Raw genomic sequence first — 25,667 nt, forward strand, 5'->3', positions numbered from 1 at the left:
TCAGCCGCGCGGCCGTGACGGGGCGCCCTCCCTTCCAACGGCCGCCCCTCCCATCGCAGCATGGCGGCCGGCGCGCAAGCCGGGATCGCGCCCGGCGCGCCGCGCCCTATTGCCGGGCGATCTCGACCCGCCGGTTCTGCGCCCGTCCGCCCTGCGTCGCGTTCGAGGCCACGGGCCTGTCGAAGCCGAAGCCGGCCGCGCTCAGGCGCGCCTCGCCGATGCCGCGGCCGACGAGATAGCTGCGCACGGCCGCAGCGCGGCGGGCAGAAAGGTCGCGGTTGAAAGCGGCCGAGCCGATCGCGTCGGTGTGGCCCTCCAGCGTGACGGTCCAGTCCGGCTGGGTGCGTAGCAGCTGCGCCACCTGGTCGAGCAGCGGCAGGGAGACGGGCTGGATCGTCGCGGCGTTGAAGTCCAAGTTCACCCCGTCGAGTCGCGCCCGGCCGCCGGCCTGCAGCGCCGCGCCGAGCTGCGAGGCGGCGGCCGCCTTGCCGCCCCAGCCCTCGATCGGCGGACAGTCGCCGATCGCGCTCGAGCGCTTCTGCGCGCTCCAATAGGCGTCGTAGCCGAAGTCGGGATTGGACTCGCTGCCGCGGCTGAGCACGAAGAGGGCGCTGTTGCCCGGCACGAAGGCGAACAGCGCGAGCGAGCGCCTGGCGACGCTGCCATCGCTCTCGTGCTCGATCATCTCGCCCTTGAGCAGGCGGCCCTCGACGCCGGCCGCGATCAGGCCGGAGCGATAGTCGAAACAGCCGACGACGCGGCTGCTCTCCTGCTTGAGCCGGACCGTTCCCCAGCCGCTCGCGCCCCCATAGGTGCCGCTGACATCGTCGATGCGGGCGGTGTCGGTGAGCTTGCGGCCATAACCGCGAAAGCCGGTCAGCCCGTAATTCTCGGCGCCGTGATTGGAGAGGAAGGTCAGCCGGACGAAGCGGCCGACCGGCTTGCCCGGCAGGGCGAAGCGCTGGTCGTTGGTGTCCATCGCCAGCGCGACGTCGAGCACCGGGACGAAACCTGTGCTCGCCGAGCTGTCGGAGAGCTCGACCGTCACCTGTTTCACCGACTTCTCGGGGATGCCCATGCCGGCGCTGTCGAAGGCGATCGCGGAAAGCTCCGTCCGCTCCGGCAGTTCGAGCACGTAGCGGGCCGGCTTGCCGCCTTCCGCACGCGTCTCGGTCGCCGGCGTCTCGTCGATCAGCGCATAGGGCGTGTAGGCCATATCGGCATAATCGGCATCGGCCGGCTTTTCGACGAAGCGCGCCCCGGCCGAGAAGGCGAAGAGATCCTCCTCCGGCGGCGCGGCCCCCGCAGGGGCCTCCTGGCCGAAGGACGGGACGCCGTGCAGCGCCAGCAGCAGCGCCGACACCAAGCCGGGCGCGGAACCTCGTCTCATGCGGCACACTCGCTCTCGGTCGCGGCAGGGGAAGCGTCGATCGGGCAGGCGGCTCGCATCGGACGCCGCGTCTCGCAGCAGTGCTCCCCGGAATTCGGCTATGGCGACGCGGCGGAGTCAAGCGAGCGCGGGCGACTTCACGCCCGCCGCGCTCAGCCGACGATGTCGGCCGGCGTGATCGGCAGGCTGCGGATGCGCTTGCCGGTGGCGTCGAACACCGCATTGGCGATCGCCGCCGCCACGCCGGGCAGGCCGATCTCGCCGAGCCCGCGGGCCCCGAACGCGTTGAAGCGCTCGTCGGCGCCGCCCACGAAGATCACCTCCATCTCCGGCACGTCGGCGTGCACCGGCACGGCGTAGTCGGCCAGGTTGTCGTTCACCAGCCGCGCGGCGGCGGGGTGGAACTCGCCCTTCTCCATCAGCGCCATGCCGATGCCGAAGACGATGCCGCCCTTGATCTGGCTCGCGGCGGTCTTGGGGTTGACGATCGCGCCGCAGTCCAGCGCGCTGACCACGCGGCTGACGCGGACGCGGCCGAGCGCCTCGTCGACCCTGACCTCCACGAAATGCGCCCCGAAGGAATAGAAGCTGAGGTCGGTCCCCGGGGGCATGCCGGTGGAGCTGCCCTCCACCACCAGTTCGTCGAGGCCTGCGGCGTCGAGGAGATGGAAGGGCGCGCGGTTGGACTCCGGCGCCGGCGCGGGACCGAGCGCCCGCAGCCGCTCGAGCAGCATCCGGCAGGCCTCGGCCGCCGCAGGCAGCACGCTGGCCGTGGATTTCGAGCGCCCGGCGGTCGGCGCGTCGGGATAATCGGTCGAGGCGAGGCGCACCACGATGTCGTCGATCGGCCACCCGAGCCCGTCGGCCACCGCCTGCGCCAGGATCGTCGCCATGCCGGTGCCGATATCGGTCGCCGAGGTCTCGACCGCCAGCGGCCCGTCGCGGCGCAGGCGCAGCCTCACCGTGGCGGCCAGCGCCGGTGCCGGATAGGCGGTCGTCGCCATGCCGATGCCGACACGTTCCCTGCCTTCCCGCCTGGCGCGCGGCGGGGTGGGTGCCTGCGGCCAGCCGAAGGCGGCGGCGCCCTGCTCGTAGCAGGCCGCGAGCCGGTTCGCCGACCAGTCGCGCCCGTGATAGTCGTCGCGCATCGCGTAGTTCCGCCGGCGCAGCGCGATCGGATCCACGTCGAGGCGGCGGGCCAGTTCGTCGAGCGCGCATTCCAGGGCGAAGGACCCCGGCGTCTCGCCCGGGCCGCGGAACACGGTCGGCGAGGGAATGGACTTGCGCGCGACATGGTGGCGGATGTCGAGGCCGGGCGTCGCGTAGAGCAGCATGGAATTCAGGCCGCAGGGCTCGAAGAAGTTGCCGCGCAGCGAGGTCGGGAGCCAGGAAACATGCGCCAGCGCCTGCAAGGCGCCATCCGGCGCGGCCGTCAGGCGCACATCCTGGCTGGTCTGCGAGCGATGGCCCGAGGCGACGCTCATATCGGCGCGGCTGAGCTGTAGCCGGACCGGCCGGCCGAGCGCCCGCGAAAGATGCGCCGCCAGCGCCTGATGCGGCCACATCTGGTTCTTGCAGCCGAAGCCGCCGCCGACATAGCGCGCGTGCAGGCTGACCCTGTCCGCCTCGATGCCGAGCGAGCGGGCGATGAAGGCGCGCGCCGCCCAGACGCCCTGGGTCGAATCGTGGATGGTGACGCCGTCAGCCCGCCAGTCGGCGACCGTGGCCGAGGGCTCCATCGGATGGTGGAACTGCGCCGGGGTCGCATAGGTCTCGGCGAGCGTAACCGCGTCGGCGGGGGGCGCGGCCGGCCGCGCGACCTGCATCTCGGCCCCGAAGAAGAAGCCGGGCGAGACGAAGCTGTCGGTCTCGCGGTCGAGCACGGCGGAAGCCGGCGCCGGCGCGATCTCGGCGCGGACCAGCAGCGCCGCCTCGCGCGCCGCCTCCGGCGTCTCGGCAACGACGACCGCGATCCACTGCCCGGCGAACAGGATCTCCGGCCCGGTCAGCGGCTGGTAGAAGGGCGGCGGCTCCGGCTCGGCCTGCGCCATCGCCTGCCGGCCGAGCGCCTCGCCGCTCGCCGCCAGCGCGGGATTGTCCGCGGACCAGCCAAGCGTCTGCGCCGCGTCGAGATGGGTGTAGATCGCGATCACGCCCGCCACGGCCCGCGCCTCGGCGAGCGCGAAGCCCAGGATCGTGCCGGCCGCCACCGGGCTGCGCACAGCCCAGGCATGGGCCTGCGCCGGCAAGGCGTGGTCGGCCGCGTAGGCCGCCCGCCCCGTCACCTTGGCGACGCCGTCGACCCGCGAGCGCGGGGCGCCGATCTGCCTGGCGGCCTCGCCGCCCGCCCCTGCCTGCCTGCTCACGCCGTCTCCTCCATCATGTCCGGCAGGAGGCAGCGCCGGATCGCGCCGCGCGCCAGGTCGAGCTTGTAGCGGTTGTCGGCTCGCGGCTGCGCCGGGGCGAGCAGCGCGTCGCAGAACCGGTCCACGGCGGCGCGCGACAGCGGCCGGCCGAGCAGGTCCGCCTCCGCGGCGACGTCCCGCCAGGGCACGGTGCCGAGCCCGCCGAGCGCCACCGCGACCGCGCCGACCACGCCCTCCTCGACGCGGATCGCCGCCGCGACCGAGGCGCTGGCGAATTCGTAGGAGGCCCGCCCCCGCAGCTTGAGATAGGTCGAGCGGCCGGCGAGATCGCCCACCGGCACCGCGACATGGGTGATGAGCTCGCCCGGCGCCAGCTCGGTCTCGATCGCGGGCGTGTCGGCGGGCAGGCGGTAGAACCGCGCCATCGCGATGCGGCGCGGGCCGGCCGGGCCGGCGACGTGGACCTCCGCGTCGAGGGCCAGCAGCGCCACGGCGAGATCGGACGGGTGCACCGCGCGGCAGGGCGAGCCGACGCCGAGGACGGCGTGATGGGCGGTCGACCCGGTCGCGGCGGCGCAGCCCGAGCCCGGCTCGCGCTTGTCGCAGGGCCAGTCGGCCGCGCGGAAATAGGGGCAGCGGGTGCGCTGCATCAGATTGCCGGCGAGGCTCGCCATGTTGCGGATCTGGCCGGAGGCACCCGAGAGGATGGCCTGGGCGATCGCCGGCGCGTGGCGCAGCACCGCCGGGTGCTCCGCCACGGCGCTGTTGCTGGCGAGCGCGCCGATCAGCAGCGCCTCGCCGTCGCGAGCGATCGTCGCCAGCGGCAGGCCGCCGATATCGACCAGCCGGGCGGGCGTCTCGACGCCGAGCTTCATCAGGTCGACCAGCGTGGTGCCGCCGGCGAGCGCGCGGCTGCCCGGGACGCTCAGCGCCGCCAGCGCCTGCGCCAGGCTGTCGACGCGGAGATAGTCAAAGCTGCGCATCGGCCTTGAGGTCCATGATCGCGTCGACGATGCCGTTATAGGCGCCGCAGCGGCAGAGATTGCCGCTCATGAATTCCTGGATCTGCGCCCGCGTGGTCAGCGCCGGATCGGCCAGCGCCTCAAGCGCCGACATGATCTGGCCGGAGGTGCAGTAGCCGCACTGGAAGGCGTCGTGGTCGATGAAGGCCTGCTGCAGGGGGTGCAGGCCGGCCTCTCCGGCGATGCCCTCGATCGTCGTCACCGCGTGGCCGTCGGCGCAGGCCGCGAGCTTCAGGCAGGAGAGCATCCGCTTGCCGTCGACATGCACGGTGCAGGCGCCGCACTGGCCGTGGTCGCAGCCCTTCTTCGGCCCGGTCAGGCCGCAATCCTCGCGCAGCAGGTCGAGCAGGGTGCGGCGCGGGTCGATCTCGGCCGCGATCCGCCGGCCGTTGACGAGCAGGCTGACGGTCAGCGTGGCGGGTTGCGGCATGGCTGTCCCCGGGAGAGCGATGGAGGGAGGGACCGGCAGGACGATCCCTCCCGGAGGCGTCAGCCGATCAGCAGCTTGGCGTCGTTGAGCTTCTGCTTGATGTCCTCGAGGCCGCCCTCGTACTCCCAGGTCTGCACCGTGTCGTGCGGGCATTCGATGAAGATGTACTTGTCGGTGAAGGACAGGATGCGGTCGAGCTTGATGACCTTCTCGACATAGTCGCGCGGCGCATGATCGGTGATCACCGGCGCGAGCGCCTCGTCGTAGCCGTGGAAGATCTTGTCCGCCTTGATGCGGGCCGTGATGTACATGGGTGGTCTCCGGTTGGTGAGGCGGTCGGGCCGATGCGGCCGGTCAGCTGGGGTCGGATACGAGATGGCAGGCGACCTGCCGGCCGGCATCGCCGGCGACCGCGCGCAGCGGCGGCGCCACTTCGCGGCATTTCGGCATGGCGAGCGGGCAGCGGGTGTGGAAGCGGCAGCCGGACGGCGGCTTCATCGGGCTCGGGATCTCGCCGATCATCTCGATGCGCTTGCGGCGCGGGACGCTCGGCGGCAGCGGCTCGGCAATCGCCGAGAACAGGGCCTGGGTGTAGGGGTGCAGCGGCTCCTGCCAGAGCGCCTTCTTGGGAGCGATCTCGATGATCTCGCCGAGATACATGACCGCGATCCGGTCGGCGAGATAGCCGACGACCGAGAGATCGTGGGAGATGAAGAGATACGCCGCGCCGCTCAGCCCCTGCAGGTGCCGCAGCAGGTTGATGATCTGCGCCTGGATCGAGACGTCGAGCGCCGAGACCGGCTCGTCGCAGACCACGAGGCTCGGCTCCAGCGCGATGGCCCGGGCGATGGCGATGCGCTGGCGCTGGCCGCCCGAGAGCTCGTGCGGGTAGCGGTTGGCGTGGTCGGGATGCAGCCCGACCTTGGCGATCAGCTCGGAGACGCTGGCCGCGCGCTCGGCGGCGTTGCCGATCCCGTGCACCGAATAGGGCTCGGTCAGGATCTGGCGGATGGTTCGCCGCGGGTTCAGCGAGGCGTAAGGGTCCTGGAACACCATCTGGATGTCGCGCCGGACCGGACGCATCTCGCGGCGCGACAGATGGGCGATGTCGCGGCCCTTGAAGACGATCGCGCCGGCATCGGGCTCGTGAAGGCGCATGATCGTGCGCCCGAGGGTGGACTTGCCGCAGCCGGATTCGCCGACCAGCGCCAGCGTCTCGCCGGGCTGGACCGCGAAGCTGATATCGTCGACCGCCCGGACGGTGCCGGAGGCGGTGCGGTGGTGCTTGACGAGCTTTTCGACCGAGAGGAGCGACATCGTCAGGCCTCCGAATGGATGCAGGCGACGACGCTGGCGCCGCTGCGCTTCAGCATGGGGGGCGCGATCCGGCAGGCGTCGCTGCGCCGGTCGCAGCGCTCGTAGAAGGTGCAGCCCTCGCCGAGCCGGTCCATGGGCGGCACGGTGCCGGGGATCTCGACCAGCGGCCGCACGACGCCGCTCATCACGTCCTCGGGACGCGGCACGCTCGCCAGCAGGGCGCGGCTGTAGGGATGCTTCGGCCCGCCGAAGAAGCTCTCGGCATCCGCCTCCTCGACCTTGCGCCCGGCATACATCACCATGACGCGCTGCGCCCATTCGGCGACGACGCCGAGATCGTGGGTGATCAGGATCACCCCCATGCCGAGCTCGCGCTTGAGCCGGTCGATCAGGGCGAGCACCTGCGCCTGGATAGTGACGTCGAGCGCGGTAGTCGGCTCGTCGGCGATCAGCACCTTCGGCCGGCAGGCCAGCGCGATCGCGATGACGATGCGCTGGCGCATGCCGCCGGAGAGATGGTGAGGATACTGGTCGAAGCGGGCGCGCGCCTCCGGGATGCCGACCAGCTCCATCAGCTCGAGCCCGCGCCGGTCGGCGTCGGCCCGGCTGCAGCCGTCATGCTCCAGGATGCTCTCGACGATCTGGCGCCCCACCGGCATCAGCGGGTTGAGGCTGGTCATCGGCTCCTGGAAGATCATCGAGACGTCCTTGCCGCGGACGCCGCGCATCTGCGGCTCGGAGAGCGCCAGCAGGTCGCGCCCCTCCAGCAGCACCCGCCCGCCGCCGGAACGGGCGATCCGGGGCGGCAGGAGCCGCATGATCGAGTGCGCCAGCATGCTCTTCCCGCAGCCGGACTCGCCGACCACCGCCAGCGTCTCGCCGGCCGCCACCGTGAGGTCGACCATGTCGACCACGGGGAACCAGGCGCCCCGCGGCGAGCGGAACTCGGTCCGGATTGCCTCGACCGTCAGCAGGTTCTCGGTCGCCATCAGCGTTTCAGCCTCGGGTTGAGCGCTTCGTTCAGGGCATCGCCGACCAGGTTGATCGCCAGCACCGTGAGCAGGACCGCCAGGCCAGGCAGCGTGACCATCCACCAGGCGGTGCGGATCGCCGCGCGGCCCGCCCCGATCATGAAGCCCCAGGTCATCACGTTGGGGTCGCCGAGCCCGAGGAAGGACAGCCCCGATTCGAACAGGATCGCGGTGGCGACCATCAGCGAGCCGGCGACGACGATGGTCGAGAGCACGTTGGGCAGGATCTGCACGAGCATGATGCGCAGGTCGCTCATGCCGAGCGCCAGGCAGGCGGCGGTGAACTCGCGATTCTTCACCGCGATCACCTCGGCCCGCACCAGCCGCGCCAGCGGCGCCCAGGAGACGATGGCGATCGCGCCGATCACGTTGGGCAGGGTCGGCCCCATGATCGCGACGATGACGATGGCGCCGATGAAGGTCGGGATCGTCTGGAAGAACTCGGTGATGCGCATCACGGCGGAATCGATGCGGCCGCCATAATAGCCGGCCGTCCCGCCGATCACCGTGCCCAGCACCACGATGAACAGCGTCGCCACCGCCCCGACCAGGAGCGAGATCCGCGCGCCATAGGCGATGCCGGCGGCGATGTCGCGCCCCAGCATGTCGGTGCCGAGCGGGAACTCCTCCAGCGGCGGGCTGAACGGCGCACCGACCATCTCGAACGGCCCGTCCGGATAGAGCCAGGGCGCGGCGACGGCGAGCGCGACGACGCCGGTCAGGAGGAGCATGCCGCAGGCGCCGCTCGGGCTCCGGAGCAGGCGCCCGATTATGCTCGGGCGGCGGGGCGCTGCGTCAGCCATGGGCCTGCTTCCGCTTCAGTTCGATGCGCGGATCGACGATCGTGTAGATGACGTCGACGACGGCGTTGGTGACCACCACCAGGATCGAGCTCAGGAAGAAGATCCCGAGCAGCAGGTTGAGGTCGCGGGCGAAGAGGGATTCGAAGGCGAGCAGCCCGAGCCCCGGCCAACCGAAGACGGATTCGATGATCACCGAGCCGCCCAGCATCGCCGAGACCTGCACGCCGGCCATGGTCAGCACCGGCAGGATGGCGTTGCGCAGCGCGTGCCTGACCACGATCTTGCGGTCGCCGAGGCCCTTGGCGCGGGCGGTCTTGATGAAGTCCTGCCCCAGCGTCTCCAGCATCGAGGCGCGCATCAGCCGGGTGTAGAGCGCGACATAGAAGCATGAGAGCGCCAGCGCCGGCAGGACGAGATGGTGCAGCACGTCCAGCGCCGCCCGCCAGCCGGTATAGTCGGCGCCGACCGTGATGATGCCGCTGGTCGGGAACCAGCCGAGATGGATCGAGAAGACGATGATGAACATCAGCCCGATCCAGAACAGCGGCGTCGCATAGGAGACCACCGCGAAGATCGTGATCAGATGGCTGATCAGAGTGCGGTCACGGATCGCGGCGATCGCGCCGAGCAGGATGCCGAGCGAGACCGAGATCACCATCGCCGCCGTCATCAGCAGCGCGGTGGCGCCGAGCCGCTCGAAGATCAGCCCCGAGACCGCACGGTTGTGCCGGAACGAATAGCCAAGGTCGAAGACCGCGATGTTCTTCATGTAGCTGAAGAACTGGATGTAGAGCGGCTGATCCAGGCCGAACTGGCGCCGGATCTGCTCCATGTATTGCTCGCTGGCAGCGCCCGCTTCGCCGGCCAGCACCTGCGCGGCGTCGCCCGGCGCCAGCCGGATCAGGAAGAAGTTGACCACCACGATGGCCAATACGATCGGCAGACCCCGGATCAGCCGATCCAGGATGTACTTGCCCCGTGCGATCCACATGGACGGTCCTCGCGGGTGATGGAAGGGGGCGTGGCGGACCACGCCCCGCGGGCCGGCCTCAGCGCTGCAGCCAGGTGTCGTAGAGCCCGCCGCGAATGCCGAGCGGCGAGGTGATCAGGTCCTGCACGCGCCTGTTCTGCACGGCGACCAGGTCCATCTCCATCAGCCAGATCAGCGGGCTGTCGGCGACGAGCTGGCGCTGGAGCTTGTGGAAGATCTCGTTGCGCTTGGCGACGTCGGTCTCGGTCTGGGCCGCCTCCCAAAGCGTGTCGACCTCGGGATTGCTGTACTGGGCCGTGTTGCCGAAGGGCACATTGCGGTTGATCGTCTTCGACCAGGTCTGGCGCTGCACGCCGAGCGTCGGGTCCGCCATGCCGATCGACCAGGTCGAGGTCATGTCGAAATCATACTCGTTGTGGACCTGGCGCACGAAGGACGGGTAGTCGCGGTTGCGCAGCTCGACCTCGATGCCGACGCGGGTCAGCGCCTGCTTGATGTACTCGCCCATGCGCCGCCAGTCCTCGCCGAACGGCGCGGGATCGTGGACGATCTTGACGCGCATGCCATTTGCGCCGCGCTTCAGCCCCGCCTCGTCGAGCAGCTTGTTGGCGATCTCGAGCCGGTCCTTGACGTCGAAGCGCAGCACGTCCTGGTCGGTGAAGGCGCCGGCGCTCTTCAGCACCGAGGAGATCGGCCCGGTCGCCGGCTTGCCGAAGCCGTACCAGATGTTCTTGGTGATGAACTGCCGGTCGAGCGCATAGGCCACCGCCAGGCGCACGCGCTTGTCGTTGAAAGGCGGGCGCTGATTGTTCAGCTCCAGCATCATCGTCGGCGCGATGGCCTCGTAGCCGCCCTTGGCGATGGTGATGTTCGGCAGCTTCTCAAGCCGGCGCATCTCGACCGGGTTGATCGTGCCGAAGGTCGCGACATCGATCTCGCCGCGCTCGACGCCGGCAGCGCGGGTCGCCGAATCCGCGATGAAGCGGAAGATCACGCGGTCGAGATAGGGGCGGCCCGGGCGCCAGTAGTTCTCGTTGCGGTCGAGCTGGATGAAGTTGCCCTTCTCCCAGCGCGCGAACTTGAACGGCCCGGTGCCGATCGGCTTGTTGACCGCCGGATTGTTGCGGAAGTCGGTGCCCTCGTAGATGTGGCGCGGAACGATCGGCGCCTCCAGGCTCGACAGACCCATCATCAGCGGCGGGTAGGGATGCGCCAGGTTGAACACGGCGGTGCGCGCATCGGGCGTGTCGATCGAGGTGACCGGGCCGAGATTGCCCTGGCCGCGCGGGTGATGCGTCTTCACCACCTGCATCAGCGAGAACTGCACGTCGGCGCTGCTGAACGGCTTGCCGTCATGCCAGACCACGCCCTCGCGCAGCTTGAAGGTGATCGTCTTGCCGTCCGGGCTGATCGTCCAGCTCTCGGCCAGCGAGGGCACCGGCTTCAGGTCCATGTCGTATTCGAGCAGGCCGTCGAAGATCTTGGTGGCGAGCTCGGCCGTGGTCGGCGCGGAGCTCAGCGCATTGGTGATCAGAGCCGGCTCCGGCGTGGTGGTGATCGTCAGCGTGCCGCCGGACTGCGGATTGGCCAGGACCGGGAGGGGCAGCATGGCGGCGAGCGCCGTGCCCAGCAGCAGCGCACCGGCACGGCGGCGGGTGATCGAGACATTCGCCATGGTTCAACCCCTCTGTGGCGGCCCGACGAGCGACTGCGGTCGGCCCCGCGAATTTTCATATTTGTAGAAAACGCCGAGGGGTTTTCGATCGCGCCCTCGCATCTCCTCTTCCACCCGGCCGCGGCGCTACTTCGCAAAATCCGCCCGATAGAGGCAGATATCGCCGAATTCTCCCCACCTCCGCGCTCCGGGCAGTCTGGAAGACATCCAGATTCGTATCACCGTGATATAAATTGGCAAGAGCGATCCGGCATCCTCGCCAAAAAATTTCATCTGGATTATAAGTGCTGCGGCGCGCGATCGCCGACCGCCCCCTCGCCGACCGAGTTTCCATGTCCGACGCCGACGACATCGACAGCGCCACTCTGCTCAGCCTGGGGGAGCGCATCCGCAACCTGCGCATCGAGCGGGAGCTGACCCTGGCCGCGCTGTCGGCCCGCAGCCAGATCTCGGTTGGGATGCTCAGCCATATCGAGCGCGGCCGCACCTCGCCCTCACTCAAGCTGCTCGACCGGCTGCGCGTCGCGCTCGGCGTGCCGCTGGCGAGCTTCTTCGACGTCGATACCGATCGCAATGCCGAGCAGGGCACCGTCACCCGCCAGGGCCAGCGCTCGACACTGCTGTTCAGCAAGACCGGCCTGACCAAGGAGCTGCTCTCGCCGCCAGGCCATCCGGAGATGGAGTTCTTCATGCTGTCGATCGCGGTCGGCGGCGGCTCCGGCCCGGATCCCTGGCGCCGCAACGGCGAGAAGGCCGGCTATGTCCTGCAGGGCCGCATCGAGCTGCGCATCGGCGAGCAGAGCCATCTGCTCGCCGAGGGCGACGCCTTCCAGTTCGACAGCCGCCAGCCGCATTCCTTCCAGAATCTCGCCGAGACCGAGACCAAGGTGATCTGGATCATCCGCTCCAGCGAGGTCGGCTAGGAGCGCGACAGGCTCATGGCGCCGGCGGGATGACCCGGAGCAGCGAGATCCTGACATCGTCATCGGCCGTGCCGCAGCTCACCCGCGCGAGCTGGATCGGCGGCAGCTCGGCGGGGAAGCGGATGCGCAGCGGCTGCGCCAGCGTGCAGCCCTCGGGCGCGAACGCGACGCCGTCGAGCAGATCGGAGAGGCTGAGCCCGCCCACCCGCGGATAGGACGGTGCCAGAGTGGCGATCCGCGCCGCCGCCTCGGCGAGCCCGGCGGAGAGCCGCTCGGCCGGCAGCCGGAAGCGGGCTCCGTCGGCATGGCGGACCATCGCGCCCTCCGGCCCGAGCTCGACCGCGAGCGCCGCCTCCTCGGCGAGACGCGCGGCGGCGACGGCCGGCATGGCGCCACGTGCGGCCAGGATGGCGAAGGGATCGCGCGCGCCCTCGAGCGGCTCGGCCAGGATCGCCAGCGGCTTCTCGCCCGGGATCACCGGGTCGGCGGGCTGGAGTCGGTGGCGCCCGACCGGCCAGAGCGTCTCGGCCCCGGTCGCGGCGTCGATGGAGACCAGCGCCGTGCCGGACAGCGAATTGACATGGCTGCCGAGATTGTCGGTCACGGTCCGCAGCACCAGGATCTCGCCGGGGCCGACGCCGAACAGTTCGTCGCGGATCTCGACCATGTCCGGCGGCGTCGCTGCGGCCGGCCCGGCGCAGGCCGCAAGGGCGAAGGCGATGATCCAGAAGCGAACCGGCATGACATAAGGCCCCGCAACATTCGAGCCGCGGAGCCTTAGCACGGTCCGGCCGCGCGATCCGAGCCGCGGCCGGGCGACAACGCGTCGTCCCGGCCGCATGGCATCGCCTCAGCGCCGCGCCGCGGTTTCCCGTGCCGCCTGGTCGATGACCGAGGCGACCACGTCGGGCTGCGTCATGAACAGCGCATGGCTGGCCGAGACCTTCGTGACCTTCGCGCCGATGCGCTTGGCCATGTGGTCGAGCATCGCGTGGTCGAAGGCCTTGTCCTCGGTCGCGATCACCGCCCAGCTCGGGCGGGAGCGCCAGGCGGCGTTGCCGAGCTTCGTACCGAAGGCCGCGAGATTGATCGGCACCTGCGAGTCGCGCATCAGAGCGAGGTCGTCATCGCCGACATCATGCGCGAAGCCCGCCTTGAAGCGCTCGCGATTCACGAAGGCGAAGCCGTCCCCGGTCTTGTCGAGTACGAATTGGGTGGCGGGCGGGAAGCCGTCATATTGCTGGGCCGTGGTCTCGCCGGCATCGGGCGAGAGGGCCGAGACATAGACCAGCCCGGCGACCTTCGGGTCAACGCCCGCCTCGGTGATCACGGTGCCGCCCCAGGAATGCCCGACCAGGATGGTCGGCCCGTCCTGGCGGTCGAGCGCGCGCTTGGTCGCGGCGACGTCGTCTTCCAGCGAGGTCAGCGGATTCTGCACGATGGTGACGCGGTAGCCCTGCCGCGTCAGCCGCTGGTGCACGCCGCGCCAGCCCGAGCCGTCGGCGAAGGCGCCGTGGACGAGGACGACGTTGCGGACCGACTGGTTGGCGGGAATCGGCTCGGCGGCACGGGCCGGCTGGAGACCAAGGACGGCGGCGGCGGAGGCGACGAACAGGCTCTTGCTGACGGGGTTCATGGCTGGGCTCCCTTTGATATCTCGAAATCAGTTATCGCGATATCTTTCTGCTTGAGCCCGATTGCGGCGTTAAGCGATATTTATCGCGATATTGTTTTTTGCGGCAGACCCGCTATCTGGGATGCAAGGAGAGCCGCCATGACCGAAGCCCCCCAGACCCCGCCGCCGGCGCTGGATGACCAGCTCTGCTACGCGCTGTACTCGGCGGGGATCGCGATCCAGCGCCTGTACAAGCCGCTTCTCGACACGCTCGGCCTGACCTACCCGCAATATCTCGTGCTCAACGTGCTCTGGGCCGCAGACGGGCAGACGGTCGGCGCCATCGCCGAGCGGCTGGCCCTGGAGTCCAGCACGCTGACCCCGCTACTGAAGCGGCTCGAGGCGGCCGGGCTGGTGACGCGCACCCGCAATCCGCAGAACGAACGCCAGGTCGTCGTCGGGCTGACGGAGGAAGGCCGCGCCATCCGGGCGAAGGCCGGCTGCCTGGGCAACGCCCTGCTCGGCGCCTCCGGGCAGGGGCCGGGCGCGCTCGGCGATCTCAACGCCGAGGTCCGGGAGCTGCGCGATGCGATCTATAGCCGGATCGGCGGCTGGGCGACGCCGGCCTGAGCCGCGGCGGCCGGTCAGGCCAGCAGGCGCTCGATGCCGGCCGCGCAGAAGCGCGTCAGCCGGGCGAGCAGGCGCTCGGCCCGGGCAGGGGCGGAGAGCCCGTCGCGCTCCGCGTCGAGGCGGGCGGCGCGGTCGCTGGCGGCCATGGTCATCACCAGCGCGCCGACCATGAAGAGATAGGCGTCGACCAGCGCGCCGCGCGGCGCTCGCGGGTAGAGCGTCGCGAAGGCGGCGAGGAAATCTGTCGCCGTCGGGTCGAAATGGTCGGCCAGCACGCCGCGCGCCGATTCGCGCGGATCGACCGCCTCGCGCGCCGTCATCATCGCGAAGGCCGCGCCCTGGACGCCCTCGGCGAAGCGCTGGCGCACGGACGGGCCGATGAAGGCCTCGACCACCGCCTCGATCTCGCGGATGGGCGCCGCCATCGCCGCGGCGAGCGCATCGCCGCGGGCCTGCGCCAGCGCCTCGGCCCGGCGAGCGAAGACGGCGCGGTAGAGCGCTTCCTTCGAGCCGAAATAATAGCTGAGCTGCGAGAGGCGGACCTCGGCGGCGGCCGCGAGATCGCGCATAGAGGCACCGTCTGCTCCGCCCCGTTCGGCGAAGGTCCGCTCGGCTGCGTCGAGAATGCGCTCGCGCGTCGGCGCCACTGTCATCGATCCCCTCCTGCGCGACGCCCCTGCCCGCGCCGATTTGCCTCTTACCAGAAAGTCCATCCTAGGCTATTGGTCGGACGTTCGTCCAAATCTGCGCCGCCGAAGCGCGCCGAGACGTTAGGAGGAAACCGCCATGCTGCCCATCGGGCGCCTCGTCGACATCTCGATCCCGCTCGAAAACGACGTGCCGGCCGATCCGCCGTTCCAGCGGGTGCGGATCGACTACAGCACGCATGAGGGCACCGCGCGCGACATCGCCGCCGCCTTCCCGGGCCTGAAGCCGGAGCAACTGCCGGACGGCATGGGCTGGGCGGTCGAGCTCGCCACGATCTCCACCCATAACGGCACGCATGTCGATGCGCCCTGGCACTACCACCCGACGCAGGATGGTGGCGCCCCGGCGCTGACCATCGACGCCTGCCCGCTCGACTGGTTCCTGCAGCCGGGCGTGAAGCTCGATTTCCGCCATCTTCCGGACGGCCATGTCGTGACGCCGGCCGAGATCGACGCCGAGCTGGAGCGCATCGGCCATCGCCTCAGCCCGCTAGAGATCGTCGTGGTCAACACCCGCGCCGGCGCCCGCTATGGCGAGGCCGACTATATCCATTCCGGCTGCGGCTTCGGCCGCGAGGCGACGCTGCATCTGGTGCGACAGGGCATCAAGGTGGTCGGCACCGACGGCTGGAGCTGGGACGCCCCCTTCAGCCACACCGCCCGGCGCTTCGCCGAGACTGGCGACGCCTCGCTGATCTGGGAAGGCCACAAGGCCGGCCGCGAGGCCGGCTACTGCCAGATCGAGAAGCTGCACAATCTCGAAGCCCTGCCGGCCACCGGCTTCGTGATCAGCTGCCTGCCCGTGAAGGTCCGCAACGGCTCGGCCGGCTGGACCCGTGCGGTCGCCATCCTGCCGGCTTGAACCAGACGAGCGAGGGACCCTATCCATGAGCAAGGTCATCATCACCTGCGCGGTCACCGGCGGCATCCACACGCCGACCATGTCCGAGCACCTGCCGATCACGCCCGACCAGATCGCCGAGCAGGCGATCGCCGCGGCCGAAGCCGGCGCCGCCATCCTGCACCTGCACGCGCGCGATCCCAAAGACGGCCGCCCGACTCCGGATCCGGCGGTGTTCATGCAGTTCCTGCCGCGCATCAAGCAGGCGACCGACGCGGTGGTGAACATCACCACCGGCGGCGGACTGACCATGACGGTGGAGGAGCGCCTCGCCGCGCCGCTCCAGGCGGCGCCCGAAATGTGCTCGCTCAACATGGGCTCGATGAACTTCGCGCTGCATCCGCTGGCGGAGAAGTACAGCGACTGGAAGCATCCCTGGGAGCAGCCCTATCTCGCCGGCACCAAGGACTTCATCTTCCGCAACACCTTCGGCGACATCGAGCGCATCTACAAGCTGCTCGGCGAGGGCCACGGCACCAAGTTCGAGCACGAGTGCTACGATGTCGGCCATCTCTACAACCTGGCGCACTGCCTCGACCGCGGCTGGTTCAAGCCGCCGGTTTTCCTGCAGCTGATCTTCGGGATCCTTGGCGGCATCGGCGCCGATCTCGACAATCTGATGTTCATGAAGCGCACCGCCGACAAGCTGTTCGGCAAGGAATATCACTGGTCGGTGCTCGCCGCCGGACGCAACCAGATGGCCTTCTGCACCCAGGCCGCGATGCTGGGCGGCAATGTCCGCGTCGGGCTCGAGGACAGCCTGTTCATCGGCCGTGGCAAGCTCGCCACCTCGAATGCCGAGCAGGTCGCCAAGATCCGCCGCATCGTCGAGGAACTCGGCCACGAGATCGCCACCCCCGCCGAGGCCCGCGCCATGCTCGGCCTCAAGGGCGGCGACCGCGTCAACTTCTAGCGGAGGCGCAGATGGCTGCCCGGCCCAACCCGCTCGACGGCTTCACCGTCGATCCCGCTTCCATCGCCTATGTCGGAGAGGGCCTGCAGCGGCCCGAATGCATCCTGGCCGAGCGCGACGGCTCGCTCTGGGCGGCCGATGCGCGCGGCGGCGTCGTCCATATCCGCCCGGACGGCACCCAGGCGCTGATCAGCCAGACCGCGAGCCGCGGCTTCGCCGACGCCACCGACGAGGAGGCGCGCTTCGTCTCCGGCACCCTGCCGAACGGCCTGGCCTTCGCCCGCAACGGCGACATCCTGATCTCGAATTTCGGCACCGACCGGCTCGAGCGGATGACGCGCGACGGCGTGACCTCGGTGCTGGCCGACACGCTGGACGGGCAGCCGATCGGCAAGGTCAACTTCGTGCTGCGCGACAGCCGCGACCGAATCTGGCTGACGATCTCGACCCGCACCCGCAACTGGATGCAGGCGATCGGCCCGCATGTCGCCGACGGCTATGTCGCGCTCTACGAGCAGGGGCGGCTGCGCATCGTCGCCGACGGCTTCGCCTTCACCAACGAGATCCGCCTCGATGCCACCGAGGACTGGCTCTACGTCGCCGAGACCTGCGCCCGGAAGGTGACGCGGCTGCGCGTCCAGCCCGACGGCAGCCTGACCGATCGCCAGACCTTCGGCCCCGAGGACCACGGCGCCTGCATCGACGGCATCGCCTTCGACGCCCATGGCAATCTCTGGGGCACGCATGTCTTCACCGACCGCATCTTCGCGATCACGCCCGAGGGCGAGCTGCGCATCCTGCTCGACGACGACAAGGGCAGCGCGGCCGGCAAGGCCTTCCTCGCGGCCTTCGACCGCGACGCGGCGACACCGGAGCTGATGTTGGCCTGCGGCGGTACCATCGCGCCCTGGTGCGCCAGCATCACCTTCGGCGGGCCCGACCTGCGCACGGTCTATGTCGGCAGCCTGAAGGGCACCCGTATCCCCTTTTTCCGCTCTCCGGTCGCCGGCCTGCCCATGGTGCACTGGTAGCCCGGCCGCTTCGGCCCCGTTCACGCAATCACACAGAACAATTTCGGGAGGTATCATGAAACGCTTCATCTCAGCGCTCGCCGGCGTCTCGGCGCTCTGCCTCGCCGGCGCGGCCCAGGCCGAGATCTCCGGCGGCGTCGTCAAGGTCGGCGTGCTGACCGACATGTCCGGCGTCTATGCCGACATCACCGGCAAGGGCTCGGTCATCGCCGCCCAGATGGCGGTCGAGGACTGCATGAAGGCCGAATGCGTCGGGCTGAAGGTCGAGGTCATCTCGGCCGACCACCAGAACAAGCCCGATGTCGGCTCGACCATCGCGCGCGAATGGATCGACCGGCAGGGCGTCGACGTGCTCGCCGACATGTCGAACGCCTCGCTGCAGCTCGCCATCCCGCCGCTGCTCAAGGAGAAGAACCGCGTCGGCCTCTTCCCCGGCGGCACCGCGAGGCTGACCGGCGACGCCTGCCATCCCGAGCACATCGTCCAGTGGATGTGGGACACCTATGTCCAGGTCGCCGGTATCGCCAACTACCTGACCAAGCCCGGCACCAAATGGTATCTGGTTACCGCCGACTACGCGCTGGGTCACCAGCTCGAGGCCGACGCCAAGACGCTGGTCACTGCCAAGGGCGGCAGCTATCTCGGCTCGGTGCGCCACGCCTTCCCGGCGGTCGATCTCTCCTCGCAGCTCCTGACCGCGCAGGGCTCGGGCGCCGATTATATCGCGCTCGCCAATGCCGGCGGCGATACCGTGGCCGGCATCAAGACGGCGCGCGATTTCGGCATCGGCCAGGACAAGCAGAAGCTGGTCGCCTTCTTCCTCACCGCGACCGACGTGAAGAGCGTCGGCCTCGCCACCGCGCAGGACACCGTGCTGACCGAAGGCTTCTACTGGAACCTCGACGACGGCACCCGCGCCTTCTCGGAGCGCTTCAAGGCCAGGCACGGCGCCATGCCGTCCGCGATCCAGGCCGGCGTCTATTCCTCGGTGCGGCACTATCTGAAGGCGGTCGTCGCGGCGAAGTCGGACGAGGCCAAGACGGTGATCGCCAAGATGCGCGAGGTTCCGATCGAGGACGAGGTCGTCCGCAACGCCAAGCTGCGCGAGGACGGCCGCATGGTCCATGATTTCTACGTCTTCCGCGCCAAGAAGCCGGCCGAATCCAAGAGCGACTGGGATCTCTACGACCTCGTCGCCACCATCCCGGGCGACGAGGCCTTCCGACCGCTCAGCCAGAGCGCCTGCCCGGCGATCAAGCGCTGAGGCACGGGACGGACGGGGCTGCCGAAGGCATGCAGCCCCTTCCCCTTCCCCGGGCGGCCAGGGGGCGCGCCGATCGCCCCCCCGGCCGCCCGAACCGCCTGCAAGACTTTGGTAATCAAACCGAACGACTGATCGTGGCTCGCGGCGCGAGACGGGCGAGGAGCCTGCATGATGACGTTCTTCGGCAAGACCAGACTGCAGGCTACGGCGGAAGCCTCCTCGATCCGGCGATGGCAGGCCGTGATCGAGTTCGACCTCGACGGCACCATCCTCGATGCCAACGACCTCTTCCTCACAACGGTCGGCTATGACCGCGCCGAGATCGTCGGCCGGCATCACTCCCTGTTCGTGCCCGAGGAGGAGCGCAGCGCGGCCGCCTATCAGCGCTTCTGGGCCGAGCTCAAGGCCGGCAAGGCCTTCCAGGCCGAGTTCCCGCGCATCGGCAAGGGCGGGCGGCGCATCTGGCTGCAGGCCACCTATACGCCGATCTGCGGCACCGATGGCTCGAAGCCGTTCAAGGTGATCAAGTACGCGACCGACATCACCCGCATCAAGGAGGCGGTCTCCAACGCGGAAGGCCAGCTCGCCGCGATCCGGAAGGCGCAGGCCGTGATCGAGTTCGGCCTCGACGGCACCATCCTCGACGCCAACGACAAGTTTCTCGCAGCGCTCGGCTACACCAGCGCCGAGATCGTCGGCCGCCACCATTCGATGTTCGTGGCGCCGGCCGAGCGCGACAGCCCGGCCTATGCCCGCTTCTGGCAGAAGCTCGCCCGCGGGGAATACGACGAGAACCAGTATCTGCGCATCGGCAAGGGCGGGCGCCATGTCTGGATCCAGGCGACCTACAACCCGATCCTCGATCCGTTCGGCCGGCCCTACAAGGTGGTGGAGTACGCCACCGACATCACCGACGGCAAGCAGGCCGCCGACGCGCTGGCGGCCGCCGTGGACGAGTCGCGCCAGGTCATCGCCGCGACGCAGGCGAAGGACCTGACGCGGCGCATCGCCCTCGACGGCAAGGCCGGCCAGATTCGCGAGCTCTGCTCCGGCATCAACGCCCTGCTCGACTCCTTCACCACCGTGATCGCGGCGGTCGGCGGCATCTCGGCGCGCATCACTGCGGGCTCGCGCCGCATCGGCAGCGAGAGCCGGGACCTCGCCCAGCGCACCGAGGAGCAGGCGGCCTCGCTCGAGGAGACTGCCGCCACCACCGAAGAGCTGGCGGCCTCGGTCAAGGAGAGCTTCCAGCGTGCCACCGAGGCCGCGCGCCTCGGCTCGACCGCCAACGAGATCGCCAGTCGCGGCGGCGGCATCGTCACCGACGCCGTCATGGCGATGGAGCGGATCGAGAAGGCTTCGGGCGATATCGGCGCCATCATCCGGGTGATCGACGACATCGCCTTCCAGACCAACCTGCTGGCATTGAATGCCGCGGTCGAGGCGGCGCGGGCCGGCGACGCCGGCAAGGGCTTCGCCGTCGTCGCCTCCGAGGTGCGCACCCTGGCCCAGCGCTCCAGCGCCGCGGCAAAGGACATCTCGACGCTGATCCTCAACTCGACCGCACAGGTCGCCGGCGGGGTGAAGCTGGTCAAGGAGGCCGGCACGGCGCTCTCCGAGATCGTCACCTCCTCGACCAGCGTCGCGACCTCGCTGGGCGACATCCGCAGTGCCTCCCAGGAGCAGGCCCACGGCATCGAGGAGGTCGCCAAGGTCGTGGCGCACATGGACGAGATGACCCAGCGCAATTCCGCCATGGCCGACCAGAGCGCCGCGGTCGCCGCCGAGCTGCAGCAGGCCACCGAGTCCCTGCAGGAGCTGGTCGAGCAATTCACCGTCCTGGCCGAACGGCCGTCGCACGGGCGCCCGCTCGCCGCCTGACCCGCGACAGGCGCGCGGCGTCCGGCCGCGCGCCGCCTTCGGCTTTCGCAGGTGACAAACCTCCGCATAAGTCCCAATGGAGGCTCGGAAGATCCGTCGGAGGGCAGTGATGGCGAAAGAGCGCAAGCCGGCCAAGACCCAGCGTGTAACGATCAAGGACGTCGCCGCCGCCGCCCGCGTCTCGCCGATGACCGTCTCGAACGTCCTGAACGGCAAGCACCAGTTCGTCAGCGAGCGCACCCGCAAGATCGTCGAGCGCGAGATCGACCGGCTGAACTACCGCATCCAGCAGCACGCCCGCAGCCTGCGCGTCTCGCATCGCCGCTCGGTCGGCATCGTCATCGTCGACGAGGCGGCCTCCTTCCTCTCCGACCATTTCAACGCGCATGTCGTCGCCGGGCTGAGCAATGTGCTGAGCCGGCACGACCATACGCTGACCGTGCACGGCATCTCGCAATCGCAGTTCAGCAAGTCGGTGCTGATCCGCAATTTCGCCGTCGACGGCTTCTGCGTGATCCTCTCCGGACCGGAGACACGCCGGGCCGAGATCGTCGCGGAACTGGTCAGGCTCGACCAGCCGGTGGTGCTGCTGCAGGAGGTTGTGGCGCCGCCGACTGCCGATGTTTGCATCGTCCGGCAGGACGACGCCGGCGGCGGCCGCCTGATCGCCGACCATCTCGCGGCCCGGCGGCTGCAATCCTACCTGATCGTCACGCCGCAGCAGCAATGGCCGGCGATCGAGCAGCGCGTGGTCGGCTTCCGGCAGGCGCTGGCGGATGCCGGCAACAGCCCGACCGTCGACGTGATCCAGGCCGCGGGCGAGGATTTCGACGCGGTGCAGGTGGTGCTCGCCGCCTATCTCGAGAACCATCCGATGCCCGACGCCATCGTCGGCACCAATGACCGCATCGCGATCAGCTCGATGGCGCTGCTCAAGGCGCGTGATGTGGCTATCCCCGCCGAGGTCCGCGTCACCGGCTTCAACGGCTTCGAATCGCGCCGCTACGCCTCGCCGCTGCTGACCACGGTGCTGTCGCCGGCCTATGACATGGGGGCGAAGGCGGCGGAACTGATGCTCCAGCGCTTCGAGACCGGCGCGTTTCCGGTGCGCGAGGTCGTCTTCCCGGTGCAGCTGGCGCCGGGGGAGACCACCTGAGCCGCAGGCGCCCTCCCCGGCGCGAGGCCGCTCAGCCGGGATAGCCGCCGTGCCACCAATGCTCGAGCGGGTTGGAATGGATGATCCGGTCGATCGTGGTCTGGGCGACGCGCGGCAGCTTCGTGCCCTCGACCTGCGCGTTGATGTTGCGCAGGCCTTCCAGCGATTCCTCGACCGTGGTCCAGGGGAAGTCGGTGCCCCAGAAGATCTTCGGCCGCTCGGTGATCAGGTATTCCTGGGCGCAGACCAGCGTGTTGTAGAACTGCCAGGGCCGGTAGTGCAGCGCCGAGACCTCGCAATAGACATTGGGCTGCTTGCGGGCGACGATGATGCACTCCTCGTGCCAGGGATGGCCCATATGGGCCATGATCATCTTCAGGTCGGGATAGCGCATGGCGATGGTGTCGACGTCGAGCGGCCTGCCGTATTGCACCGGTGCATTGGCGCCGAAGGTCGTGCCCATATGCATCGTCAGCGGCAGGTTGTTCTTCTGAAGATACTCGTAGACCGGCACCAGCCGCGGATCGAGCAGCGAGACGCCGTTGTAGATCGGCCCGAACTTGGCACCCTTCAGGCCGAGATCTTCGATGGCGTGCACCAGCAGGTCCATGCAGTTCGGCATGCGCGGGTCGACCGCGGCGAAGCCGATGAACTTGTCGGGATATTTGCGCACGGCGCGCGCCGTGACCTCGTCGTCGCCGTCGACGCCGATCGCATCCTTGTAGCGCAGAGAGAAGATGATCGCCTTGTCGACGCCCTGCATCGCGGCGTGCAGCGTGTCGGCATCCGCCGCCAGCCCCATCGCGCCGGGGCGCGAGCCGGGCGTCAGGCTGTGGAAGAGCGGGGTGGTCTGGGATTCGTCGAACACGTTGACATGACAATCGACAATCATCGTAGCCTCCGGAGCGCGGGCGAGAGAGCGATGCGTCTGCTGAGCGGGACGCCGGGCGCCTGATTTATCGATACACGGCAGGTGCGGCCGGCTGTCAAGCGTTGATCGACGATCCGCACGCCGGTCGGCATGCCCGGTGCCGCTCGGACCTGCTAGCCCGATTGACAGCTCGCCGGAGCCTCTGTAACGCTTACATGTATCGTTATATGCGCCGCAAACAGGGGGCGTCCCGGTGACCGAGAAGCGCAAGCTCCGCAGCACGCAATGGTTCGGCACGCCGGACAAATACGGCTTCTATGCCCGCAGCTGGATGCGCAACCAGGGCACGCCGCCCGACATGTTCGACGGCCGCCCGGTCATCGGCATCTGCAACACCTGGTCCGAGCTGACGCCCTGCAACGGCCATCTGCGCGGCCTGGCCGAGCATGTCCGCCGCGGCGTGCTCGTCGCCGGCGGCCTGCCGCTGGAATTCCCGGTGATGAGCCTCGGCGAGACGCTCGTGCGCCCCACCGCCATGATGTACCGCAACCAGGTCAGCATGGATGTCGAGGAGACGCTGCGCGCCAACCCGATCGACGGCGTCATCCTGCTGGCGGGCTGCGACAAGACCACGCCGGCGCTGCTGATGGGCGCCGCCAGCGTCGACCTGCCGACCATCCTGGTCTCCGGCGGGCCGATGCTCAACGGACGCTATCGCGGCAAGCAGCTCGGCTCCGGCACCGACGTCATCCGCTATGCCGAGGCGCTGCAGACCGGCAAGATGACCACCTCGGAGTTCCTCGATCTCGAGGCCGGCAACAGCCGCTCCGCCGGCTCCTGCATGACGATGGGCACCGCCTCCACCATGGCCTCGCTCAGCGAGGCCATGGGCATCGCCCTGGTGCAGAACGCCGCCACCCCGGCCGTCGACAGCCGCCGCGCCGCGCTGGCCGAGGCCGCCGGCCGGCGCATCGTCGATCTGGTCAAGGACGATGTCCGCATGTCGCAGATCGTCACCAAGGCGGCGCTGGAGAACGCGATCATCGTCAACGGCGCCATCGGCGGCTCGACCAACGCGGTCGTCCATCTGATCGCGCTGGCCGGCCGGCTCGGCGTCGACCTCACCCTGGACGACTGGGACCGGCTGGGGCGCGAGGTGCCCTGCCTGCTCAACCTGATGCCGTCGGGCCAGTACCTGATGGAGGATTTCTACTATGCGGGCGGCCTGCCGGCGCTGATGCGCGAGGTGCTGCCGCTGCTCAACTGCGAGGCGATGACCGTCTCGGGCCGGACCATCGCGGCCCAGGTCGAGACCGCCGAATGCTTCGACCGCGACGTCATCCGCACGCTGGACGCGCCCTTCAAGGACCAGGGCGGCATCGCGGTGCTGCGCGGCAACCTCGCGCCGGGCGGCGCGGTGATCAAGCCGTCTGCCGCCTCGCCCGCGCTGATGAAGCATCGCGGCCGCGCCGTGGTCTTCGAGGACATGAAGGACTTCAAGGCGCGGATCGACGATCCCGATCTCGCCATCGAGGCCACGAGCGTGATGGTGCTGAAGAATGGCGGGCCGATCGGCTATCCGGGCATGCCCGAGGTCGGCAATCTCGTCCTGCCGCGCAAGCTGCTCGAACAGGGCGTGACCGACATGGTCCGCATCTCCGATTCGCGCATGAGCGGCACCGCCTTCGGCACCGTCGTGCTGCATGTCGCGCCGGAAGCGGCGGTCGGCGGCCCGCTGGCGCTGGTGCGCGACGGTGACATGATCGAGCTCGACGTCGCCGCGCGCCGTCTCCATCTCGACATCTCCGACGCGGAGATGGAGCGCCGCCGCGCCGCCTGGAGGCCGCGCGAGCCGCATTTCGAGCGCGGCTACGGCCGCATGTTCATCGACAACGTGCTGCAGGCCGATCGCGGCGTCGATTTCGGTTTCCTGATCGGCGCCAGCGGCCACCCCGTGCCGGACAAATCGGCCTGATCCAACCACACCCCACGTCCAAGGAGACTCATCATGACCGGGCTGCCCGCCAACTGGGAGAAGCTCTTCTCCTCCGTCGTCTCGGATTCGCTCGACGCCTGCGGCATCACCAACCAGGCGATGCCGGCCTCGATCCGTCCGCTCGACGACAACCTCGTGCTCTGCGCCCGCGCGCGCACCGGCATGTATATGGAGGTCGCCTATGTCGAGGAGAACGTGAATCCCTACGAGCTCGAGATCAAGCTCGTCGACGATCTCAAGCCGGGCGAAGTGGCCGTTCTGGCCTGCGGCGGCTCCTCGCGCATCGCGCCCTGGGGCGGGCTGCTCAGCACCGCCACCCATGTCCGCGGCGCCGCCGGCTGCATCACCGACGGGTTCGTGCGTGACGTGAAGACCATCCGCGAACTCAAGCTGCCGGTCTTCCATGGCGGCATCGCCCCGCTCGACTCCAAGGGCCGCGGCCAGATCATGGCGATCGACGTGCCGGTGATCTGCGGCGGCGTGCGGGTCAAGAGCGGCGACCTCGTCATCGGCGACGCCGACGGCGTCGTGGTGATCCCGCGCGAGGTCGAGGCCCAGGTGCTCGCCGTCGCCTTCGACAAGATCGACAGCGAGGACCACACCATGGCCGAGCTGCGCGCCGGCGACTATCTGCGCGACGTCTACGCCCGCCACGGCGTGCTCTGAGGATACGAACCCGGCGGGGGGGCCGGGCGGGTGGGCCGGGCCGGCCGCCCCGTGGGTGTGGTCCAGTAGAGAATTAACCACGCCGCCC

At 69.4% G+C, this 25,667-nt stretch carries 24 protein-coding genes; 10 read left to right on the plus strand and 14 right to left on the minus strand.

Features of this window, described 5'->3' with window-relative positions; genetic code table 11:
* Positions 1 to 106 precede the first annotated feature (106 nt).
* The 10 genes from ABE438_RS18965 to ABE438_RS19010 all read right to left on the minus strand — a co-directional run bounded on the left by ABE438_RS18965 (position 107) and on the right by ABE438_RS19010 (position 11,025).
* Entirely contained in the window at positions 107 to 1,390 is a 1,284-nt protein-coding gene (locus ABE438_RS18965) for an OmpA family protein (protein ID WP_346504236.1), read from the minus strand.
* 152 nt (positions 1,391 to 1,542) lie between these two features.
* The gene (locus ABE438_RS18970; RefSeq protein ID WP_346504237.1) at positions 1,543 to 3,756 is read right to left on the minus strand and encodes a xanthine dehydrogenase family protein molybdopterin-binding subunit; all 2,214 of its coding nucleotides are present in this window, start codon (positions 3,754 to 3,756) and stop codon (positions 1,543 to 1,545) included.
* Positions 3,753 to 4,739: an FAD binding domain-containing protein gene (locus ABE438_RS18975; RefSeq protein WP_346504238.1), complete on the minus strand. Its 987-nt coding sequence runs from the start codon at positions 4,737 to 4,739 to the stop codon at positions 3,753 to 3,755. The genes ABE438_RS18970 and ABE438_RS18975 overlap by 4 nt, the downstream gene beginning before the upstream one ends.
* Positions 4,726 to 5,208 (minus strand): (2Fe-2S)-binding protein, encoded by a 483-nt coding sequence (locus tag ABE438_RS18980; protein ID WP_346504239.1) that lies wholly within the window; start codon positions 5,206 to 5,208, stop codon positions 4,726 to 4,728. The genes ABE438_RS18975 and ABE438_RS18980 overlap by 14 nt, the downstream gene beginning before the upstream one ends.
* Positions 5,209 to 5,267: 59 nt before the next feature.
* Positions 5,268 to 5,519, minus strand: a complete 252-nt coding sequence (locus ABE438_RS18985) for a hypothetical protein (protein ID WP_346504240.1) — start codon at positions 5,517 to 5,519, stop codon at positions 5,268 to 5,270.
* A gap of 43 nt (positions 5,520 to 5,562) precedes the next feature.
* Positions 5,563 to 6,525 (minus strand): ABC transporter ATP-binding protein, encoded by a 963-nt coding sequence (locus ABE438_RS18990; protein ID WP_346504241.1) that lies wholly within the window; start codon positions 6,523 to 6,525, stop codon positions 5,563 to 5,565.
* Between the two features lie 2 nt (positions 6,526 to 6,527).
* Positions 6,528 to 7,514 carry an ABC transporter ATP-binding protein gene (locus ABE438_RS18995; protein ID WP_346504242.1) on the minus strand — a complete coding sequence of 329 codons (987 nt, stop codon included), beginning with the start codon at positions 7,512 to 7,514 and terminating at the stop codon, positions 6,528 to 6,530.
* Positions 7,514 to 8,287: an ABC transporter permease gene (locus tag ABE438_RS19000; RefSeq protein WP_346504243.1), complete on the minus strand. Its 774-nt coding sequence runs from the start codon at positions 8,285 to 8,287 to the stop codon at positions 7,514 to 7,516. Before ABE438_RS19000 ends, ABE438_RS18995 begins: the two co-directional genes overlap by 1 nt.
* A 64-nt stretch (positions 8,288 to 8,351) precedes the next feature.
* Positions 8,352 to 9,350 (minus strand): ABC transporter permease, encoded by a 999-nt coding sequence (locus ABE438_RS19005; RefSeq protein WP_346504244.1) that lies wholly within the window; start codon positions 9,348 to 9,350, stop codon positions 8,352 to 8,354.
* A 58-nt stretch (positions 9,351 to 9,408) separates the two neighbouring features.
* The gene (locus ABE438_RS19010) at positions 9,409 to 11,025 is read right to left on the minus strand and encodes an ABC transporter substrate-binding protein (protein ID WP_346504245.1); all 1,617 of its coding nucleotides are present in this window, start codon (positions 11,023 to 11,025) and stop codon (positions 9,409 to 9,411) included.
* 332 nt (positions 11,026 to 11,357) lie between these two features.
* Here ABE438_RS19010 and ABE438_RS19015 point away from each other — a divergent pair, with 332 nt between their 5' ends.
* The gene (locus tag ABE438_RS19015) at positions 11,358 to 11,948 is read left to right on the plus strand and encodes a helix-turn-helix domain-containing protein (RefSeq protein ID WP_346504246.1); all 591 of its coding nucleotides are present in this window, start codon (positions 11,358 to 11,360) and stop codon (positions 11,946 to 11,948) included.
* Positions 11,949 to 11,961: 13 nt separating this feature from the next.
* Here the strand turns inward: ABE438_RS19015 and ABE438_RS19020 are convergent, their stop codons facing one another.
* Both ABE438_RS19020 and ABE438_RS19025 read right to left on the minus strand, forming a co-directional pair.
* Complete coding sequence (locus ABE438_RS19020; RefSeq protein ID WP_346504247.1) at positions 11,962 to 12,690, minus strand: hypothetical protein; 729 nt, start codon at positions 12,688 to 12,690, stop codon at positions 11,962 to 11,964.
* Between the two features lie 108 nt (positions 12,691 to 12,798).
* Positions 12,799 to 13,584 carry an alpha/beta fold hydrolase gene (locus ABE438_RS19025; RefSeq protein WP_346504248.1) on the minus strand — a complete coding sequence of 262 codons (786 nt, stop codon included), beginning with the start codon at positions 13,582 to 13,584 and terminating at the stop codon, positions 12,799 to 12,801.
* 138 nt (positions 13,585 to 13,722) lie between these two features.
* On the opposite strand from ABE438_RS19025, the gene ABE438_RS19030 reads away from it, so the two are divergent.
* Entirely contained in the window at positions 13,723 to 14,193 is a 471-nt protein-coding gene (locus ABE438_RS19030) for a MarR family winged helix-turn-helix transcriptional regulator (RefSeq protein ID WP_346504249.1), read from the plus strand.
* 14 nt (positions 14,194 to 14,207) lie between these two features.
* Here ABE438_RS19030 and ABE438_RS19035 read toward each other — a convergent pair whose 3' ends face one another.
* Positions 14,208 to 14,846, minus strand: a complete 639-nt coding sequence (locus ABE438_RS19035; protein ID WP_346504250.1) for a TetR/AcrR family transcriptional regulator — start codon at positions 14,844 to 14,846, stop codon at positions 14,208 to 14,210.
* 133 nt (positions 14,847 to 14,979) lie between these two features.
* Here ABE438_RS19035 and ABE438_RS19040 point away from each other — a divergent pair, with 133 nt between their 5' ends.
* The 6 genes from ABE438_RS19040 (at position 14,980) to ABE438_RS19065 (ending at position 22,046) form a co-directional block, all read left to right on the plus strand.
* Positions 14,980 to 15,762 (plus strand): cyclase family protein, encoded by a 783-nt coding sequence (locus ABE438_RS19040; protein ID WP_346504251.1) that lies wholly within the window; start codon positions 14,980 to 14,982, stop codon positions 15,760 to 15,762.
* Positions 15,763 to 15,787: 25 nt separating this feature from the next.
* Positions 15,788 to 16,714 carry a 3,5-dioxohexanoate:acetyl-CoA acetone transferase gene (gene kce, locus ABE438_RS19045; protein ID WP_346504252.1) on the plus strand — a complete coding sequence of 309 codons (927 nt, stop codon included), beginning with the start codon at positions 15,788 to 15,790 and terminating at the stop codon, positions 16,712 to 16,714.
* 11 nt (positions 16,715 to 16,725) lie between these two features.
* Positions 16,726 to 17,745 (plus strand): SMP-30/gluconolactonase/LRE family protein, encoded by a 1,020-nt coding sequence (locus tag ABE438_RS19050; RefSeq protein WP_346504253.1) that lies wholly within the window; start codon positions 16,726 to 16,728, stop codon positions 17,743 to 17,745.
* Between the two features lie 55 nt (positions 17,746 to 17,800).
* Positions 17,801 to 19,009, plus strand: a complete 1,209-nt coding sequence (locus tag ABE438_RS19055; RefSeq protein WP_346504254.1) for an ABC transporter substrate-binding protein — start codon at positions 17,801 to 17,803, stop codon at positions 19,007 to 19,009.
* Between the two features lie 168 nt (positions 19,010 to 19,177).
* Positions 19,178 to 20,890, plus strand: coding sequence for a methyl-accepting chemotaxis protein (locus ABE438_RS19060; protein ID WP_346504255.1), 1,713 nt, complete (start codon positions 19,178 to 19,180; stop codon positions 20,888 to 20,890).
* Positions 20,891 to 20,999: 109 nt separating this feature from the next.
* Positions 21,000 to 22,046, plus strand: coding sequence for a LacI family DNA-binding transcriptional regulator (locus ABE438_RS19065; RefSeq protein WP_346504256.1), 1,047 nt, complete (start codon positions 21,000 to 21,002; stop codon positions 22,044 to 22,046).
* Positions 22,047 to 22,077: 31 nt separating this feature from the next.
* On the opposite strand, the gene ABE438_RS19070 is transcribed toward ABE438_RS19065, so the two are convergent.
* Positions 22,078 to 22,938: an amidohydrolase family protein gene (locus tag ABE438_RS19070; protein ID WP_346504257.1), complete on the minus strand. Its 861-nt coding sequence runs from the start codon at positions 22,936 to 22,938 to the stop codon at positions 22,078 to 22,080.
* A 232-nt stretch (positions 22,939 to 23,170) separates the two neighbouring features.
* Between ABE438_RS19070 and ABE438_RS19075 the strand changes: the two genes are divergently transcribed.
* Together ABE438_RS19075 and ABE438_RS19080 are read left to right on the plus strand one after the other, a co-directional pair.
* Positions 23,171 to 24,892, plus strand: a complete 1,722-nt coding sequence (locus tag ABE438_RS19075; RefSeq protein ID WP_346504258.1) for an IlvD/Edd family dehydratase — start codon at positions 23,171 to 23,173, stop codon at positions 24,890 to 24,892.
* Positions 24,893 to 24,925: 33 nt separating this feature from the next.
* Entirely contained in the window at positions 24,926 to 25,579 is a 654-nt protein-coding gene (locus ABE438_RS19080) for an RraA family protein (protein WP_346504259.1), read from the plus strand.
* Positions 25,580 to 25,667: the final 88 nt, after the last annotated feature.

This window comes from Allobosea sp. TWI1241, assembly GCF_039673065.1.
In the GTDB taxonomy this organism is placed as follows: domain Bacteria; phylum Pseudomonadota; class Alphaproteobacteria; order Rhizobiales; family Beijerinckiaceae; genus Allobosea.